The 19,606-nt window shown below is 38.1% G+C and carries 8 protein-coding genes and 3 pseudogenes; 7 read left to right on the plus strand and 4 right to left on the minus strand.

Annotated elements, in window-relative coordinates; all coding sequences use genetic code 11:
- Positions 1–27: 27 nt before the first annotated feature.
- The 4 genes and pseudogenes from rsmF to AAFX60_006785 all read right to left on the minus strand — a co-directional run bounded on the left by rsmF (position 28) and on the right by AAFX60_006785 (position 7,261).
- The gene (rsmF, locus tag AAFX60_006770; protein ID XDF78807.1) at positions 28–1,449 is read right to left on the minus strand and encodes a 16S rRNA (cytosine(1407)-C(5))-methyltransferase RsmF; all 1,422 of its coding nucleotides are present in this window, start codon (positions 1,447–1,449) and stop codon (positions 28–30) included.
- Positions 1,450–1,610: 161 nt separating this feature from the next.
- Positions 1,611–4,259: an MlaD family protein gene (locus tag AAFX60_006775; GenBank protein ID XDF78900.1), complete on the minus strand. Its 2,649-nt coding sequence runs from the start codon at positions 4,257–4,259 to the stop codon at positions 1,611–1,613.
- A pseudogene (locus tag AAFX60_006780) lies at positions 4,233–5,450 on the minus strand (paraquat-inducible protein A). Before AAFX60_006780 ends, AAFX60_006775 begins: the two are co-directional and overlap by 27 nt.
- A gap of 17 nt (positions 5,451–5,467) precedes the next feature.
- Positions 5,468–7,261, minus strand: a complete 1,794-nt coding sequence (locus AAFX60_006785) for an ABC transporter ATP-binding protein (GenBank protein XDF78808.1) — start codon at positions 7,259–7,261, stop codon at positions 5,468–5,470.
- A gap of 96 nt (positions 7,262–7,357) precedes the next feature.
- Between AAFX60_006785 and AAFX60_006790 the strand changes: the two genes are divergently transcribed.
- The 7 genes and pseudogenes from AAFX60_006790 (at position 7,358) to AAFX60_006820 (ending at position 19,447) form a co-directional block, all read left to right on the plus strand.
- The gene (locus AAFX60_006790; GenBank protein XDF78809.1) at positions 7,358–7,810 is read left to right on the plus strand and encodes a GAF domain-containing protein; all 453 of its coding nucleotides are present in this window, start codon (positions 7,358–7,360) and stop codon (positions 7,808–7,810) included.
- A gap of 105 nt (positions 7,811–7,915) precedes the next feature.
- Positions 7,916–8,542, plus strand: a complete 627-nt coding sequence (proQ, locus tag AAFX60_006795; GenBank protein ID XDF78810.1) for an RNA chaperone ProQ — start codon at positions 7,916–7,918, stop codon at positions 8,540–8,542.
- A gap of 17 nt (positions 8,543–8,559) precedes the next feature.
- Positions 8,560–10,580, plus strand: a pseudogene (gene prc, locus AAFX60_006800) (carboxy terminal-processing peptidase).
- Positions 10,581–10,709: 129 nt separating this feature from the next.
- Positions 10,710–11,375: a hypothetical protein gene (locus tag AAFX60_006805; protein XDF78811.1), complete on the plus strand. Its 666-nt coding sequence runs from the start codon at positions 10,710–10,712 to the stop codon at positions 11,373–11,375.
- Between the two features lie 137 nt (positions 11,376–11,512).
- Positions 11,513–14,116 (plus strand): aminopeptidase N, encoded by a 2,604-nt coding sequence (pepN, locus tag AAFX60_006810; GenBank protein ID XDF78812.1) that lies wholly within the window; start codon positions 11,513–11,515, stop codon positions 14,114–14,116.
- Between the two features lie 111 nt (positions 14,117–14,227).
- A complete protein-coding gene (locus AAFX60_006815; protein XDF78813.1) occupies positions 14,228–14,452 on the plus strand; it encodes a DUF2835 domain-containing protein in 225 nt (74 codons plus the stop codon).
- Between the two features lie 158 nt (positions 14,453–14,610).
- Positions 14,611–19,447: pseudogene (locus tag AAFX60_006820) on the plus strand (NAD-glutamate dehydrogenase).
- Positions 19,448–19,606 lie beyond the last annotated feature (159 nt).

Below are 19,606 nucleotides of genomic sequence, written 5' to 3' on the forward strand. Positions count from 1 at the left end.
ATTGGCACTAATTTAAAAACGTATTATTTAAAACAAGTTTCCATCACGAACAAGTTCACGAGGTAATCCATTTTTGATTCGGTTACCCACCCATTTTCCTAAGCCAATAACTGCGCCTTTATAAGTAACAATCGTTTCGCCTTTTCCTGAAAAGTCCGGACGTACATCTCGTCCCATATACCATTCACGTGCTTGTTCTGTATTTAGTTCAGCACAAGTCGGGTTATCGGCTGTCGCGAGTGCCATGATAGCTTCATGTTGCCAGCGATATCCTTTTTTATGGGTTTCAGCAAGTTTAAATCCAATTCGATGGTAGCGCATTTCACCAATCAATGGCTTCATGCGTTTAGGGAAAGCCCAGACTTCTTTATCTCGGATCCAAAATTCATTATCTTCAGGGATTGCTAATTGTAATGTTGATTTTAATTCTGCTTCAATAGCTTGTGCTTCTTTATTTGAAGCCGGTGCGAAAGGGAATTTGCCTAAGCGTTTTTTCACCTCTGGAGGCGTGGTTGAGCTATTTTTACGGATCTTAGCAACAAAGAAACCTTCACTATCAAAAATCTGAGGGTAGATATGTAAGAAGCCTTCTTTGGTTAACGCTTTTTCTGCATTCTCAAATAAGTCACCTAGTGGCTCAAACGTGACGGCGTCACCAAATTGTTCAACAAGATGATGGCAAATGTTTTGGTTTTCTTCGTGGTTTAATGTACAGGTTGAATACACCATTACGCCGCCCGGTTTTAAGGCATGAAACGCACTTTCAATTAAATCACGTTGAGTGTCACCAATTTCGATAACTGATTCAGGGCTCCAGTTATGCATTGCATCTGGGTCTTTACGAATGGTACCTTCGCCAGAACAAGGTGCATCCAATAAGATTGTGTCAAAAGTTTCTGGCAACCAACCACCAAAAATACGACCATCAAAGTGGGTTAGAGCAACATTGCTTACACCACAGCGTTGTATATTTGAGCAAAGCACTTTTACACGGCTTGATGAAAATTCGTTAGCAACGAGAGCGCCTTGGTTTTTCATTCCTGCAGCTAGTTGTGTGGTTTTAGAGCCGGGAGCTGAAGCCATATCGAGAGCCATTTCGATATCATTATTATCTTTTAATAATGCGGTAACTGGCATCATAGAGCTTGCTTCTTGAATGTAGAATAGGCCAGCCATATGTTCTGCGGTGCTACCTAGTTTTACTGTGTCGCTCTCAGGACGCGTGATCCAAAAACCAGTATCGCACCAAGGCACAGGTTCTAAATCCCATTGTTTTTCAGCGGCACGTTGTTTAAATTCTTCAACACTGTTTTTTAAGGTATTCACACGAATACTACGACGTAAAGGTCGTTTACAAGCGGCAATAAACTCATCCATTGATAAGTGGGAAGGCATGGTCTCTTGTACTTGTGCCAAGAAAGCGTCAGGAAGAAAAATATTATCGTGCACAGATGAATCTCATTGGATGATGTAATGGCAGGAAGTGTAAACGCTATTGTGAGTATTGTCTAAATGGAATTAAGGATAATAGATGAAATAGTGTGTTGATGAATAAGAAAAAGGCAGTTGAATGAACATCAACTGCCTTATTTAGTTAACTCTTTGAGTGCTTATTTATTTGGGTTTGGAATGGCTGCATTCCACAATGCCCAATCTTCTTCTGCGGTTTTATGCAGTAGGTAAGATTTATGTGCTTTTGCCTGTGGTTTTAGCGTTTCATCATCTGGTGTAGAGAAAGCAATACCACCACGCAGGATACTATCTACCGTACCGGCTTGAACTTTTGCACCGCTTAAACCAATAGACATATTTACACCTGATACATTCCAGAAAACACTGTTTTCTCGAACAAGGTATGCAAATTCAGAGTGAATACCAATCGTGATAATAATGCGATCTGATAAATCACCAAGTCTTACATCAGTCACTTCACCAACTTCGATTTCTCTAAATAGGATAGGTGTTCCAACTTTGACTGAACCACGAGAAAGCGCTTCTAACGTATATGAAATGAATTGATCACCTTGTGGTTGATCCGACAATGTAAATTGAGTTTTCGCTTTTCCTGAGCCTGGCGTTACTTGAATGTAACTGCCAAGTAGGGTGTCTAAATTCTCTGCACCAGCTAAGCTAATGCTTGGTTCTACAACCCAGAAGTGGCTACCTGCAACTGCAATTTGGTCAACATATTCAGGGTAAATACGAGCTTGTACATAAACGTTATCGCTAGAAAAGTTTGGTGTTATTTTACTTACTTCACCAACAGAAACACCTTTATATTTAATCTGTGTTCCTTTGTCTATCGCATTGCTGTCTTTGGCTGTAAACGCGATGATTTTTCCAAATTCTTGGGCTTCAGATAGGTTAGAGTAAAGTTTCCACTTTTTACCTAGTTTATTCTCAACACCTTGAATATTATCAAAACCAATACCACCACGGATCATCGACATTAATGGTGCCGCTTGAATGTTAACACCGCTTAAACTCGCTTCTACATTAACCCCTGAATAGTTCCAGAAAACCGTATCAGCTTGAATTAAATGCGCGTACTGCTTTTCAATGTTTATTTTAATGTTAACGCCATCATTACCTAAGTTGAAATCCGTTACTTTACCCACAACAAGGTTACGATAAAGAATTGGGCTGTTTTTGGTGATTGGCGGTAACTCTGTACTAAATAGCGTGAGTTCTGTGCTTTTTTCTGTTTTAAATTGTGCCAGCTCAGCAAGAGAGCTGTTTTTAAATAGGGTATAGCTTTTTTGTTTATAGCCTTTACCTTCACTCGTAAAGCTAATCGAACCAGAAATCAAAGCTTGTGTTGGAGGCACATCAATATTTAAACCAGAGTCAGTTAACTCAGCAGAGACACTACCTGAAACAAAGAATTTGTTGTTTGATTTGATAAGGTGTTTGTATTTCTCAAATACCATTGCATCAAATTTAACTCTGTCATTAACTAGCGCGACATGGGTAATCGAGCCGACCTTAATTCCTTTATACAAGATAGTAGTATCAGGGGTTAAACCAAAAGAGCGATCTGCATACAGAGAGAAAGTAAGCGCTTTTGCATCTTGCTTAATCAGTTCTGGTTTACGAATTGCAGTAAATTCACGAGAGCGTTCACCTGTACCTGGAACCAGTGTTAGGAAGTTACCTCGAACAAGGTTACCAATGTTTTCAATACCAGATAAGCCTAACTTTGCTTCTTCTAATACAAAACGAGAACCATCGTTTAAATAATCCGTAAAAGCAGGTTCAACAGTGGCAGAGGCAATAATGTCTTTTTTATCATCAGATAATTTTAAACTGTTTATTTGACCAATTTCTAAGCCACGATACATGATGGCAGAGCCATTTGGACTGATTTGGTTATTATCTGGCAGAGTGATTTTAATCGGAATGCCACGTCCTGCAGTTTTGATATTAGAGTAAAGTCGGAACTCTTTGCCATTCTCAATGGCTTTGCCATCATCAGGAGAATCAACTGCAATAGCGCCACCAATAAGAGCTGATAAACTTTCAAATTGAACATCTACACCATTAAAACCAATATTAGCGCCGATACCACTCGCATTCCAAAAACGGCTTTTAGATGTGATTAAATGTGCATATTGTTCTTCAATTAACGCTTTAATACGAACGTTGTCTGTTTTGTGGTCAAGTTTGAAATTGTAGACTTCACCAATAGGAATTTTTTTATAGTAAATTTTTGAACCAACAGAAATAGATCCTAAATCTTTAGAGCGTAACGTCACACTCAAGCCTGCGGTGTTTGGTTGAATGGCAGGAGAGTTAGCTAAAGCGGTAAATTTTGTTTTTGCCTCACCAGAACCCGGTAAAATAGCAATGTAGTTACCAGAAACCAATGCATCTAATCCTGATATACCAGTAAGAGATGCTTGAGGTTTTACTAACCAAAATTGAGTATTTTCCTTTAATAGGTCACTGGCTTCAGGGTAGATATCCGCATCAACATAAATATTAGAAAGGTCTTTTGAAAGGGTGATGTTTTTAACCATACCAACTTCAAGACCTTGATAACGAATTGTCGTACGTCCAGCCATTAAGCCTTGAGCGTCTTCAAAATAAATTTGAATGCGTTGCCCAGCTTCCATCAGAGAAGAATAAACAAGCCAACCACCAAGACATAAAGCGAGTAAAGGTAGGATCCAAAGGGGTGAAATGCCACGCTCTTCTTTGATGTTGACTTGCTCAATCGATGAATCAAGATTTTTGGTTGGTTCATAATTATCCCAAATTAAACGAGAATCAAAACTTTCGGCTGCTAGCATGGTGAATACGACTACTAAACCAAAAGCCACAGCACCAAGGCCGGGAGTAAAATCTAAAATTTGTCCGCGATCTATTAATGTCATCATAATAGAGATAACAAATAAATCCATTACAGACCATTTTCCAATCCATTTAACCGCAGTATAAATGAACATTCTTTGACGATGAAAAACTGAGCGTTTAAATTGCACACAAAGCAATAAATAGCCAAGCCCAAGAATTTTAGCAACTGGTACAATAATACTAGCGATAAAAATAATAGCCGCAATACCATACATGTCAGTTCTGATTAAGCCTGCAACACCTGAAAAAATCGTATCTTCTAAGCGTTTACCATTGGTGAGTAAAATTGAGATAGATAAAATGTTAGCAGGAACAATGAAGATAGCTGCAGCAATTAAGTAAGCCCAGGTTTTTTGAATCGACTTAGGTTTTCTAAAGTGAATTGGGCGTTTACAACGAATACAGTGACTGCCTTTTTGTTGAGTAAAATGGCAATGTTCGCAATGGACAGAATGCTTAGGGTCGACAATAGGAGCTTCAGTATTCTGCTGATGTTTTCTTTGCCAAACACGCCAGTAACGACGCACACTAACATGAGTTAACAATAAAGACGTTGTGAATTGAAGCAGAACAAGTCCATATAATCCTGAGCCGATAAATATATCAGCGTGATCTTGAATTTTAAAACAAGCAATGGCTAAGCTGACTAAAAATACGTCAAGCATCATCCAATCTTTTAAATGTTGAATGATAGATAAACTTAACCTGTAGGTTTTGAACCATTTCTTTCGAAGTGCTAGGTGAGCGGTAACCACAGAGCTACATACAAGAAAGGGGACAATTGAACTACAAAATAAAATAAGTAGACCGAGCATTGGGAAACCTTCAGCCATTAAAGTAATGGTTCCAGAAGGCAAGGTTGCTGGGATCATTACACCAAACAGCTTGATGGTTACCATAGGGAAAAAATGAGAAGGAATAAATAGTAATAGCGCAGCGATGGCGATAGCAAGATCACTATTTAATGAAATTCGGTTACCACGATAAAGCTGTGTGTTGCAGCGAGGGCAATGAGCGTTTTGCTTTTTCTTTACCTTCGCTACCTCAACAACAAGATCACAGCCGTGGCAGCGACGAAATTTAGCGTCATCCACTTCTGTGATCCGTCAAATTAGCTTTGAATAGTGCCATACAGTGTTTGATACAGTCCTTGCTGTGTAACTAACTCGTGGTGTGTACCTGATTGAGATACTTTACCATCATCTAAAACATAAATCGTATCGGCTTGTTTCACCGCACTTAAACGGTGAGCTACTATTAGTGTAGTACGTCCAACTAAAAAGTCACTGAGTGCTTTATGTAAAGCGGCTTCAGTTGCCGTATCTAATGCCGAGGTTGCTTCATCTAAAATTACAAATTTAGGGTCGGTTAACACCATTCTTGCGATAGCTAAACGTTGTCGTTGTCCACCAGAAAGTTTAACGCCTTGACGACCAATTTGAGTATCAAGTCCTTCTGTTAATTGTGCTACCACATCTTGTAATTGCGCGACATTAAGAGCTTCCCAAAGTAAATCATCAGAATAATCAGCGCCTAACGTGAGATTATGCCTTAAAGTATCATTAAATAGTATAGGTTGTTGTAGCACTACTGATATTTGATTCCTAATATTATCAAACCCAATTTCTTTTGTACTGTGACCATTAAAGGTGATAGTGCCGTTAGACGGTTGGTATAAACCCAGTAATAGCTGGATAAGTGTTGATTTCCCACCTCCGCTAGCACCAACTAAGGCGACTTTTTCACCAGCTCGAATGTTCAAAGATAAATCATTTAGGACTTGGCATTCCTCGTTATAACTGAAATTTATATTGTTAATAGATATTTCAGCGGTGCTACTTTTGTAAAAAGGATCGATATCTGAATGAATTTTAGGCTCTTCATCAATATGCAGTAATGTATTAATTCGCTTTAAAGCAGCGGATGCACCATACCAAGAGAATTGAATATTAAGTAGTTCTTGAATAGGAGAGAGCATTACCCATAAGTAGCTAAAAATGGCAAACATTTGACCGATGCTTAAATCACTAAATAGCACCATGATCATTGCAGCCGCACGAAACAGCTCAAAACCAAGTAAAAATAATAAAAAAGATAGGCGGCCAGCTGCTTCTGATTGCCACGCAAACTGGTCTGCGCTGTGCCTAATGTCATCGGCCTGATTTTTGAGTTGTTCTAGAAAAAGACGTTCACGATTCGATGCACGTAATTGATAAATACCATCTAAGGTCTCAATTAAACGTGATTGGAAGCGCTCATAAGATTGGTTTTCTTTTTTCTTTAAGTCTTGTACACGGTTTCCAAGTTTACGAGAGAAATAAATAACAATTGGATTAACGAGTAAAATGAATAACCCCAGTTGCCAGTTAATCCATAGTAGAACACCAGCCGTGCCGATAACGGTTAAAAAAGAGACGATAAAACGACTTAGTGTCGGACCAAGGAACTTATCAATGGTATCAATGTCAGTAATGATATGAGAGTTAATACCGCCACTGCCGCGTGATTCATACTCTTTCATACTGATACGACTTAGCTTATCTAAGAGTTGCAGTCGAATTTGATAAGTGATCGTTTTTGAAACCAAACTAAATTGGCGACCTTGAACTATATTGAGGATTTGACTTATTACTCGCATGAGAATAACCAAAACAAGCACAAGAAGGATATAACCCGTCGCATTTTGCCAAGCAGTTGGTAAAAGGTGATTTAAGATCTCAACACCGGATGCGGGTTTATGTAGCAAAACTTCATCTACCATTAATGGCATAAGTAAAGGAATTGGGACACTAATTAAAGTTGCAATAATAGCGATGACATTTGCTGCAACTAAACGTGTTTTGTAGTTTTTTGCTTGCCTTAATAGCCAATTCCAGTTAATTGTAGAAGTTATGGTACTGCTCATGGTGATAATGATTCCTATTATTATCTTTTCAAGGGCATTGTACTCAGTATAAATAGAGTCGCAAGTGATTGGTACAAATACAGGATAAATAAAAAGATGGAATTAAAACATTACGCGCGATTAACACAGCAAGCACTGGGTTTGATTGAAGGTGAAACTGATTATATTGCAAATTTGGCAAATATCAGTGCGCTATTGAATATGGAACTGGATGATATTAACTGGGTTGGTTTTTATCTATTTAAAGAAAATGAATTAGTTTTAGGTCCATTCCAAGGTAAACCTGCTTGTATTCGAATTAGCGTAGGGAAGGGAGTGTGCGGCACTGCTTTCGCTACAGAAACAGTTCAACGTATTGACGATGTTCATCAATTTGCTGGTCACATTGCATGTGATGCAGAAAGCAACTCTGAAATTGTTATCCCATTTTATAGAAATGGAAAACTTGCAGGAGTGTTGGATATTGATAGTCCAAAATTTAATCGATTTAGCGAAATCGACGAAAAAGGACTGGTTGATTTCATGAAAGAAGCAGAAAAGAGACTTTAATTTTCTTTCAGTAGTGGTTTTTCACGCTTAAGTATCTATAATAGCGGAATATCTTTACTAGAAATAAACCTAAATACGGCTAGAACCGTACTATCAGGAAACTACATGGAAAACTCTGAAAAATTAGCGAACAGCAAAGAAGTAATTGCATACATTGCTGAGCGTTTCCCGAAATGCTTTATTTTAGAAGGCGAAGCTAAACCTCTTAAAATTGGTATCTTCCAAGATCTTGCTGAACGTTTAAGCGATGATCCTAAAGTAAGTAAAACTCAGCTACGTGCTGGTTTACGTCAATACACATCTTCTTGGCGTTACCTACACGGTGTTAAGCCGGGCGCATCTCGTGTTGATTTAGATGGTAACCCTTGTGGTGAACTAGAAGAAGAGCACATTGAACACGCTAAAGCGACTCTAGAAGAGAGCAAAGCAAAAGTTGCTACTCGTCGTAAAGAGCAAGCTAAAAAAGCAAGAGAAGAAGCAAAAGCTAAGAAAACAGCTCGTGCTGCTACTCCACCTAAGCGTCGTCCTCAACCTGCTGCGAAGAAAGTTGAACAGCCAGTTGAAACTCGTGCTCTAAACGCTGATGAAATTACTGTTGGTAACAACGTAAGCGTGAACATGGGTAAAGGTAATATGCCTGCGACAATCGTTGAAATTAACAAGGATGATGTACGAATTCGCTTATCGAACGGCCTACAAATGGTTGTTAAAGCGGAGAATCTTCGTTCATAAAGGAGCACTCCCGACGCATGAATTGTCGATTTAGAGTCTCGCTGATTGCTGCTGGCGTTATGCTAGCAGCATCTGCACACGCACTTGAAGCTAAGGTATTAGACGCCAAGTTTTCCGAAACTGACTTACCAGTATTAGCCGCAGAAACGCAGCATGCCACTGCAAGTAAGCGCGTTACTTCTCGTTTTACACGTTCTCATTATAAGCATTTCTCATTAGATGATGACTTTTCAGTTGCCATTTATGAGCGATATTTAGATATGCTTGATTATAATCGAAACGTGTTTACACAAGCAGACCTTGCTTCGTTCGCCCCATTATCAACTCAATTAGATGACCAATTAAAAGTTGGTGACACCAAAGCCGCTTTTGATATTTATAACTTATCTTTAAAACGTCGTTTTGAACGATATGTTTATGCATTGTCATTATTAGATAAAGAATTTGACTACACAGTAGACGAATCTATTGAACTTGATCGCTCTGAAGCGGCTTGGCCAAAAGATGAAGCTGAGTTAAATGAACTTTGGCGTAAACGTGTTAAATATGATGCACTTAACTTGTCTATGGCAGGTAAAGATTGGCCTGAAATCCAAGAGATGTTAGGCAAGCGTTATAATAATGCGCTTAAGCGTTTAACTCAAAGTCACAATGAAGATGCGTTCCAACTTTACATTAATGCGTTTGCACGTGAAGTTGATCCTCATACAAGTTATTTATCTCCACGTAATGCAGAGCAATTCCAATCAGAAATGAATTTATCATTAGAAGGAATTGGGGCAGTATTACAAGCAACGGATGACTATACTGTTATTCGTTCTCTGGTTGCTGGTGGACCGGCATTAACAAGTAAAAATTGTCTGAAGGTGACCGAATTATCGGTGTTGGCCAAGAAGGTGAAAAAATTGTTGATGTTATTGGATGGCGTTTAGATGACGTTGTTCAACTTATTAAAGGACCAAAAGGGACAAAAGTGAAGCTTGAGATCTTACCTGAAGGTAAGGATTCAAAAAGTCACACTGTCACAATTGTTCGAGATAAGATCCGTTTAGAAGACAGAGCAGTAAAATCTGAAGTGATTGAGCAGAATGGCAAGAAAATTGGTGTACTAGAAGTACCAAGTTTCTATGTTGGTCTTGCTGAAGATACGAAAAAAGAAATTGCTGAGCTAAAAGAGAAAGATATCTCAGGTATTATTGTTGATTTACGCAACAATGGTGGTGGGGCATTAACGGAAGCAACTGCGTTATCTGGCTTATTTATTACTGCAGGACCTGTTGTTCAGGTGCGTGATAGTTATGGTCGAGTTAATGTAAATGCGGATACTGATGGTGAAATTTCATATACTGGCCCAATGACGGTTCTTGTTAACCGTTATAGTGCGTCAGCATCTGAGATTTTTGCTGCAGCAATGCAAGATTATGGTCGTGCGGTTATCTTGGGTGAAAACTCATTTGGTAAAGGTACGGTTCAACAGCATAGATCATTAAATCATATCTATGACTTGTTTGATAAACCACTTGGTCATGTTCAATACACAATTCAGAAATTCTACCGTATCAATGGTGGTAGTACTCAGAATTTAGGTGTTGTGCCTGATATTGCTTTCCCAACAGCTATCGATCCAAAAGATACTGGTGAGAGTGTTGAAGATAACGCACTCCCATGGGATAGCATTAAAGCTGCTGATTATGCTAAAACAAATCAAATCGCAGAAACGATTGAACCATTAGCGAAAAAACATGTTGAACGAATTAAAACCGATGAAGAGTTTGGTTTTATTCAAGAAGACATTGCTCGTTATAAAGCTGAAAAAGACATTACTTCTATTTCATTGAATAAAAAAGTTCGTGAGAAAGAAAGTGATGATGCAGATGCTCGTCGTCTAACTCGTGTAAATGAGAGACAAAAATTACTTGGAAAAGAAGAGTTTAAAACACTTGATGATATTCCAAAAGATTACGAAGTGCCTGATGCTTATTTAGATGAAGCGGTTTCAATTACGATTGATTTAGCACTAATGAATCAGAAAAAGTAATCTCGATCTGAATTATTTTAAAACAGAAGTCATGATGGCTTCTGTTTTTTTATGTCTAAAAAACGGCAAATCATTGAATTTACAACTAGGCTTAACATAGTAAGCATTCAATTTACTTGGAGTCTTGATATGAAGCCGATGATTTTATCTGTATTACTTTTCTTTATTAGTCCCTTTGTATCTAACGCAACGGTAGAGTTAGAAAATAAATCGCTAACGTATTTTGAAAATCCATTTTTATTAGGTGATTGGTACTTCTTTAAACCACCACATATCGAAAATGATTTTGATGTTCTTCATATTCGACTCAATTCTGATCATCAATTTACGATTGAAATGATAAAAGTAGAAAAGAATACGGCAGATTCGTGGTCGGGAGAGTTTCAGTTATCACCAGAGCGAATTTTGTTTAAAGGCGGTGAAGATGAATCTCATGTTTATCACTACCAAGTTAGTCATAACAGATTGTATTTAAATGGTGTTGAATTCTTTAAAGTTGTCCCTGAAACCTACACTGGAGCCTGGCGTTCACAGCTCGTTTCTGGTGAAGATATTATGGTCAGTGATGTTCAAAATTTGAATCTGTTTTTAGGGTCAGATTTTATTTTTTCACTAGAAGTGATTTCGAGTACAGGTAAACGAAATCAAAAAATTGGTTACTATTACTTTGAAGATGATGACTTGGTTCTTTTATATGATGAAGGGGAGCAGGAATCGACATTTGAAATTAATGAAAATGCACTTGAGTTAAAAAATGAGCAATTTGGAATGTATGCGCTATTAGTTCGGGATTAATGTTACTCCAAGTATAGAAATATGAGACTAGAATATTTTTTAATAACAAATTTGTTGGATCTTATGCGAGAATGGAGGAGTTAAATAGCTATTATCACTAGCTTTGTTTTCAGTGATAGAAATCATAAGGATATATTATGAGCCAACAACCTCAGGCTAAATTTCGCAGTGATTATCAATCTCCAGAATTCACAATTTCAGATATCGATTTAGTCTTTGATCTCAATGATACCAACACATTAGTTTCGGCCACTTCAAAAGTACAACAATTAAAACAATCTACGGATCTTCTTCTTGAAGGTGAAGGGATGAAGTTGGTGTCTTTAAAAATTGATGATGTTGAGTACAGTGACTTTACTCAAACAGACACTCAACTAACTATTCATAATGTTAGCGGTGATTTTACATTAACAATCATTACTGAAATTAATCCTCAAGAAAATACCGCATTAGAAGGTTTGTATAAATCAGGTGATGGGTTCTGTACTCAATGTGAAGCAGAAGGTTTCCGTCGAATTACCTATTATTTGGATCGTCCTGATGTTCTTGCACGTTTCACCACAAAAGTGATTGCAGATAAAGAGGCATACCCACATTTATTAAGTAACGGCAATCGCATTAGCCAAGGTGATCTTGACGGTGGAAAACACTTTGTTCACTGGCAAGACCCATTCCCAAAACCGGCTTATCTTTTTGCTTTAGTTGCGGGTAATTTTGATGTATTAACAGATACTTATAAAACTAAATCTGGCCGTGATGTTGCACTAGAGATTTATGTTGACCAAGGCAACTTAGATAGAACTCCTCATGCAATGACTTCTTTGATTAACTCAATGAAGTGGGATGAAGAGCGTTTCGATTTGGAGTATGACCTTGATATTTACATGATCGTTGCCGTTGATTTCTTCAATATGGGTGCGATGGAAAACAAAGGCTTAAATGTATTTAACTCTAAATTTGTTTTGGCTAAACAAGAAACGGCAACAGATACTGACTATTTAGGTATTGAAGCGGTAATCGGTCATGAATATTTTCATAACTGGACTGGTAACCGAGTGACTTGTCGTGACTGGTTCCAATTAAGTTTAAAAGAAGGTTTAACGGTTTTCCGTGATCAAGAGTTCTCATCTGATCTTGGTTCTCGTTCAGTAAATCGAATTAATAATGTTCGTATTATGCGTGGCCCACAATTTGCTGAAGATGCGAGTCCAATGGCTCACCCAATTCGTCCCGAAAAAGTGATAGAGATGAATAACTTCTATACTTTAACGGTATACGAAAAGGGCAGTGAAGTGATCCGTATGATGCATACCTTATTAGGTGAAGCGAATTTCCAAAAAGGAATGAAACTTTATTTTGAACGTCATGATGGTACTGCTGCAACCTGTGAAGATTTTGTATTGGCAATGGAAAATGCATCAGGTATCGATCTGACTCAATTCCGTCGTTGGTATAGTCAGTCAGGTACACCGGTACTGACGGTGAGTTCTTCTTATGATGATGCTAAAAATGAATATGCGTTAACGGTAAAACAACATACTCCAGCAACAGAAGATCAAACGGATAAATTGCCACTTCATATTCCTTTTGATATTGAGTTATATGCACAAGATGGTTCAATTATTCAGTTACGCTGTAACAATGAAAAAGTCAGCAATGTATTGAATGTAACTGAAGAAGAACAAACCTTTATTTTTGAGCAAGTTTCTGAAAAACCAGTTGTTTCTTTACTTCGTGAGTTTTCAGCACCTGTTAAATTAAATTACGCTTATTCAGATGAAGAGTTGATTTTCTTAATGGTTCACGCACAAAACGACTTTGCTCGTTGGGATGCTGGCCAAATGTTATTAGCTAACTATATTCGTAAGAACATCGCTAATATTCAAGACGATAAAGAACTTGTTCTTCCTCAATCTGTCGTTGATGCGTTCCGTGGGGTATTACTCAATGCTGAATTGGAACATGCTTTTATTGCGGAAATGTTTGTATTACCAAATCATAATGAAATCACCGGTTGGTTTGATACTGTCGATGTCGATGCGATTGATAAGGCGCTTGGATTTATCAAACAAACATTAGCGACAGAATTGAAAGATGAATTTTCTGCTACGTATCATAGTTTAAAACAGGGTAGTTACTCTGTAGAACATGATGCGATTGGTAAACGAGCTTTACGAAACTGTTCATTAAGTTATCTTGCAAAAACAGAAATTGGTGAAGCGTTAGTTGAGGCACAGTATCAAGATGCAGACAACATGACAGATACTATGGCTGCAATGGGTGCCGCGAATGCTGCTGAGTTATCAATTCGTCAAACATTAATGAATGATTTTAGTGCGAAATGGTCACATGACGGATTAGTTATGGATAAGTGGTTTATTCTTCAAGGATCAAACCCAAGTTCAGAAGCGTTATCAATCATCAAAGAAACAATGAATCACAAAGCGTTTAGTTTGAAAAATCCAAACAGAACACGCAGCTTAATTGGTTCATTTGCTGGTGGTAATGCGGTTAACTTCCATAGTAAAACAGGTGAAGGGTACGCATTCTTAGGGGATATTCTTATTGAAATGAATGAGAGTAACCCACAAGTTGCTTCACGATTGGTTGATCCATTGTTGAAATTTAAGAAATACGATAGTGATCGTCAATCGCTTATCAAGGCTCAACTACAGCGCTTAGCGGATCTTGATAACCTAGCTAAAGATCTTTATGAGAAAGTAACGAAAGCATTAGCTTAATTACTCGATCTTAATTCATGAAAATGGTCAGTATTTTACTGGCCATTTTTTTATTTAAGATCCAAAATAGAAAAATAAATCACCCATATATCCAATATGTAATAGAGAATAATGAACAAATTTTATTACTTTAGAATGAATGTTACTTATCAAGCGTTTTTAAGCCATTATTCTGGTGCAGCAAGCACGGTGTTAGTCGTAACAGAACAAGGGTTAAAATTACAATTGCCTGCGTCACGTTTTCGTTCGTTTCTGACTCAACTAGGAGTGAAAGGACGCTTCAGATTGACTACAGACCAAAATAATCGTTTTCTAAATTTAGAGCAAGTAGGATAAAGCGCTACCTTAATCACAAATCTAACGATTAAGCTTCTAGCACGCAAAAAAGTCATAACGTTTCTGCCATATAATCCTTACAATGTAAGGTGCGTGGGCAGTTTCAACTGCTACACTATATAAATAATACTAATCATAAAAAACGGAGCATTCGCTTTATGACGACGCGTGATCCTATTGTTCCTGTACTACTTGAGAAAGTGTACGCTCTTATTGCTGAAAAGCTTGAAATGCCTCAACAATCCCTAATAACGCAACTTGCTCAGCGTTTATTTGCTAACATTGATGATGACGATTTACTGCAACGCAATGAATCAGATATGTATGGTGCAACACTCAGTCTTTGGAACCACTTATCTGATGTTAAAATATCAGATATTTCGGTTCGTGTTTTTAATCCTAAACTCAGTCAAGATGGGTGGCAGTCAACACATACTGTAGTTGAGATTGTTACACCAGATAGCCCATTTTTAGTTGATTCCGTAAAAATGGCTTTAGCTCGTTTAGACATGACGAGCCATTTTATGCTTCACGGACCACATTGTTTTGGCCGTAACGAAAGCGGTGAGATCATTTCAGTCTGTGAGAGTAACGCTGGGATGCAACAAACTCTATTCCATTTTGAAGTTGATCATTTAAATGACAAGGTTGAAATGGAAAGGCTTCAAAATGAATTGCTTATTGTTCTACAAGACATCCATCGGTCGTGAATCAATGGAAGCCGATGTCAGATAAATTGACAGAGGTAATTGAAGAGTTAAAAACGTCGGATTTACCAATAGTAAAAGAAGAGATAGATGAAGCCATTTCATTTCTTTCTTGGCTTAAAAATCACAACTTCACTTTGATGGGTTATAAGAACTTTGATTTACAAGCAGTAGAAGGTGATCATGAGTTGGTTCCAACCCAAGAGGAAGGGTTAGGGCTGTTCTCGTTAGCGTCACGAATTCATACGACAAAGCTTTCCGAAATGCCATCTTCTGCACGAGCTGCAGCAAAGAAATCAGATCTTCTTATTCTTACCAAATCAAACACCAAATCACGAATTCACCGTCCTGCTTATACTGATTACATCGGTATCAAACGTTTAAATAAAGAAGGTAAGGTAATAGGCGAGCATCGCTTTACAGGTCTTTATACGTCAACAGCATATAATCAAAGCGTTTCAAACATTCCATTATTGAGTAATAAAGTTGAACGTATCTTGGATGCGAGCAAATACATTAAGGGCTCACACTCTTATAAAGCTCTGCATAATATTCTAGAAACGTACCCACGAGATGAATTATTCCAAGCTAATGAAGAAGAGATGCTTGAAGTTGGCGTAGGTGTGGTAAAAATGCAAGATCGTGATTTATTGCGATTATTTGTCCGTCGTGACCCATTCGGACGCTTTTTCTCATGCATGGTGTATGTCACTAAAGAGCGTTATAACACAGAGTTACGTCGACAAACTCAACGTATATTACAAAATTATTTTGGCTCAAAACAAGAAGTTGAATTTACGACTTTCTTCTCTGAAAGTGCGTTAGCAAGAACGCATTACATCGTTCGTGTCGATAATAATAATGGCGATATTAATGTGAAAGACATTGAAAATAATCTAATGGAAGCCGCTTCAACATGGGATGATCGTCTTTGTGATGTGATTGTTGCTAATTTAGGTGAGAGCAAAGGAACGGCAATAGCTAAACAGTATCAACGTGCTTTTCCTCGCTCGTATAAAGAAGCGACATTACCAGGTTCAGCGGTTGCGGATATTGAACGATTAGAACTGCTAAACGATGATAACAAATTAGGTATGCTTTTCTATCGTCCACAAGAAGAGAAGAAAGGGTCAGCCAACGTTAAATTAAAATTGTTCCATCGTGATGAGCCAATTCACTTATCTGATGTGATGCCAATGCTTGAAAACCTAGGGTTACGAGTTATTGGTGAGTCACCATATGCGGTGAAAAAGAGTGATGGATCGGTTGATTGGATCTTAGATTTCTCGATGATTCATAATGGATCAGCTGAAGTGGATCTTCGTCAAGCTCGTGATCGTTTTCAAGAAGCGTTTGCTCAGATTTGGAATGGTCAATTAGAGAGTGATGGTTTTAACCGATTGGTTCTAGGTGCTGGTTTATCTGGCCGTGAAGTGACTATTTTACGTGCTTATGCGCGTTATATGCGTCAAGTTGGCTTCCCATTTAGTCAGCAATATATTGAAGATACATTATCAACCCACACTGATTTAGCGGTTTCTGTGGTTAAACTGTTTGAACTCCGCTTTGATCCTAAATCGAATTGGTCTGATAAAAAAGAACAAAAACAACTAGATGCCATTTATTCAAGCTTGGATAAAGTAGAGAGTCTAGATGATGATCGTATTATTCGTCGTTATGTAGAAATGATCGTTGCGACGTTACGTACCAACTACTATCAAACTGCAGAAGATGGGCAAGCTAAGCCTTGGTTATCGTTAAAGATGCAACCATCAAATATTCCTGAAATCCCAGCACCAGTACCTGCGTACGAAATTTTCGTTTATGCGCCAGATATTGAAGGTGTGCATTTACGTGGTGGAAAGGTAGCTCGTGGTGGATTACGTTGGTCTGATAGACAAGAAGATTTCCGAACCGAAGTGCTTGGCTTAGTTAAAGCACAACAAGTTAAAAATACGGTTATTGTTCCTGTTGGTGCAAAAGGCGGTTTTGTTTGTAAGAAACAGCATAACTTTACGACTCGTGAAGATATCTTCGCTGAAGGTCAACGCTGCTATAAACAATTCATTCGAGCGTTATTGGATGTATCTGATAATATTATTGAAGGCGAGGTGGTTCCTCCATCTAATGTTGTTCGTCATGATGACGATGATCCGTATTTGGTTGTTGCAGCAGATAAAGGTACCGCAACCTTCTCTGATTTAGCTAACTCAGTATCAGAAGAGTATAACTTCTGGTTAGGGGATGCATTTGCTTCCGGTGGTTCTAATGGTTATGACCATAAAGCCATGGGTATTACAGCAAAAGGGGCTTGGGAGTCGGTAAAACGTCATTTCCGTGAAATGGGAATTGATTGTCAAACAACTGATTTTACAGCCATTGGTGTTGGCGATATGGCTGGTGATGTGTTTGGTAATGGTATGCTTTTATCAAAACACATTCGATTACAAGCCGCATTTAACCATTTACATATATTTATCGATCCAAATCCTAATTCTGAATTGACTTGGCCAGAGCGTAAGCGTTTATTTGAGCTTCAGGGATCGAGTTGGGAAGACTACAACAAATCATTGATCTCTCAAGGCGGTGGTATTTTCTCTCGCCGAGCGAAATCGATCGAACTTTCTCCTGAAATTCAGAAAATGTTAGGTACTCGCAAGCAATCTCTTGCTCCAAATGATCTTATTCAGATGATCTTAAAAATGGAGGTTGATCTGTTATGGAACGGCGGGATTGGTACTTACGTTAAATCCAGTAAAGAAACCAGTGTTGATGTTGGTGACCGTGCTAATGATGCCTTACGTATCAATGGCTCAGAGCTAAATGCTAAAGTGGTTGGCGAGGGTGGTAACTTAGGCATGACTCAATTAGGGCGTATTGAATATGCACTAAAAGGTGGTCGAGTTAACACCGATTTTGTTGATAATGTTGGTGGGGTTGATTGTTCTGATAATGAAGTAAACATTAAGATCTTACTGAATGGCTTAGTGGCTAATGGTGATCTTACTTATAAACAACGCAACGTACTTCTTGAGAAAATGGAAGATGAAGTCGGCGAAATTGTTCTTGATGATGCGTATTGTCAGTCTGAATCGATCTCTGTAACAGAGCAACAAGGTACATCATTGGTGAAAGAGCAGATCCGCTTTATTCACCATTTGGAAAAACAAGGTAAGTTAGATCGTGCTTTAGAGTTTATTCCAGACGATGAAACTTTAATTGAGCGTGAGAAAATGGGGCAGGCATTAACTCGTCCAGAGCTTTCTGTTCTTGTTGCCTACGGAAAAATGGTATTAAAAGATCAGCTAGCTTGTGATGAAATCGCAAATAATCCGTATCATGCTGATTTATTAACAACGTATTTCCCAACTGAGTTACAACGTAACTATAAAGCCGCAATGGATAACCATCCATTACGTTCAGAGATTATTGCTACCTGTTTAGCCAACCAGATGGTTAATGAGATGGGATGCAATTTTATCACTCGTCTGCAAGAAGAAACTGGTTACGCTGTCACTGATATTGCTAATGCGTATGCCGCAACTCGAGCTATCTTTGAATTTGGTGATTTATTTAAGCAAATTCGTGAGTTGGATAATACGGCAACAACGGAAGCACAATATGAAGCCTTCTTTGCAATGCGCCGTACAATTCGTCGTGTTACTCGATGGTTATTGCGTAATGGCTCTCAAAACATGTCCATTCAAGCACTTATCGAAAAATACAAATCAGCGGTTGATGATATTAAAGTGAATCTCGATGGGTATTTGGTTAATGATGAGGTGGTGGAACATATTGAGCAGGCTAATCATTACTTTGAATTAGGGTTCCGTGTGAACTTGGCAATGTGCTAGCACGCTTAAGTAGTTTATATTCAGCAATGGATATTTCAGAAGTTGCAGAAGCTGCAGGGCAACCAGTGTCTGTCGCATCACGTTTATACTATGTATTAGGTGATAAATTATCGCTTCATTGGTTCTTGAAACAAATTAACAACCAAGGAGTTGATAATCATTGGCAAGCCTTGGCTCGAGCATCATTTAGGGAAGATCTTGATTGGCAACAACGTCAATTAACGACCTTGGTTTTAGCGGAATATAAAGATGATACAAGCATCGAAAATGCAATAGAAGAATGGTGTTTGAATAATGCTGCTTCTGTTGAGCGTTGGGAAAACATCTTGAATGAATTTAAGGTCGGTTCAGTGCACGAATTTGCTAAATTTTCAGTCGCATTGAGAGAATTAACCTTATTAAATTTGAGTTGTTCTTCTGCTTTAGCAAGATAAAAATAGGGTAAGCCAAACGTTTGCTCTTCTATAAGGAAAGTGATTTTTTATTCACTTTCCTTTTTTATTATCTCGATAATTTTCTCATTTACTTACATTTTTAATCGTAAGAAGTGAATATTTAATAATTGCGATAAATATAAGGTGTCAGTTTGCAAT

Origin of the sequence: Aliivibrio fischeri, assembly GCA_038993745.2 — a bacterium.
Lineage (GTDB): Bacteria > Pseudomonadota > Gammaproteobacteria > Enterobacterales > Vibrionaceae > Aliivibrio > Aliivibrio fischeri_B.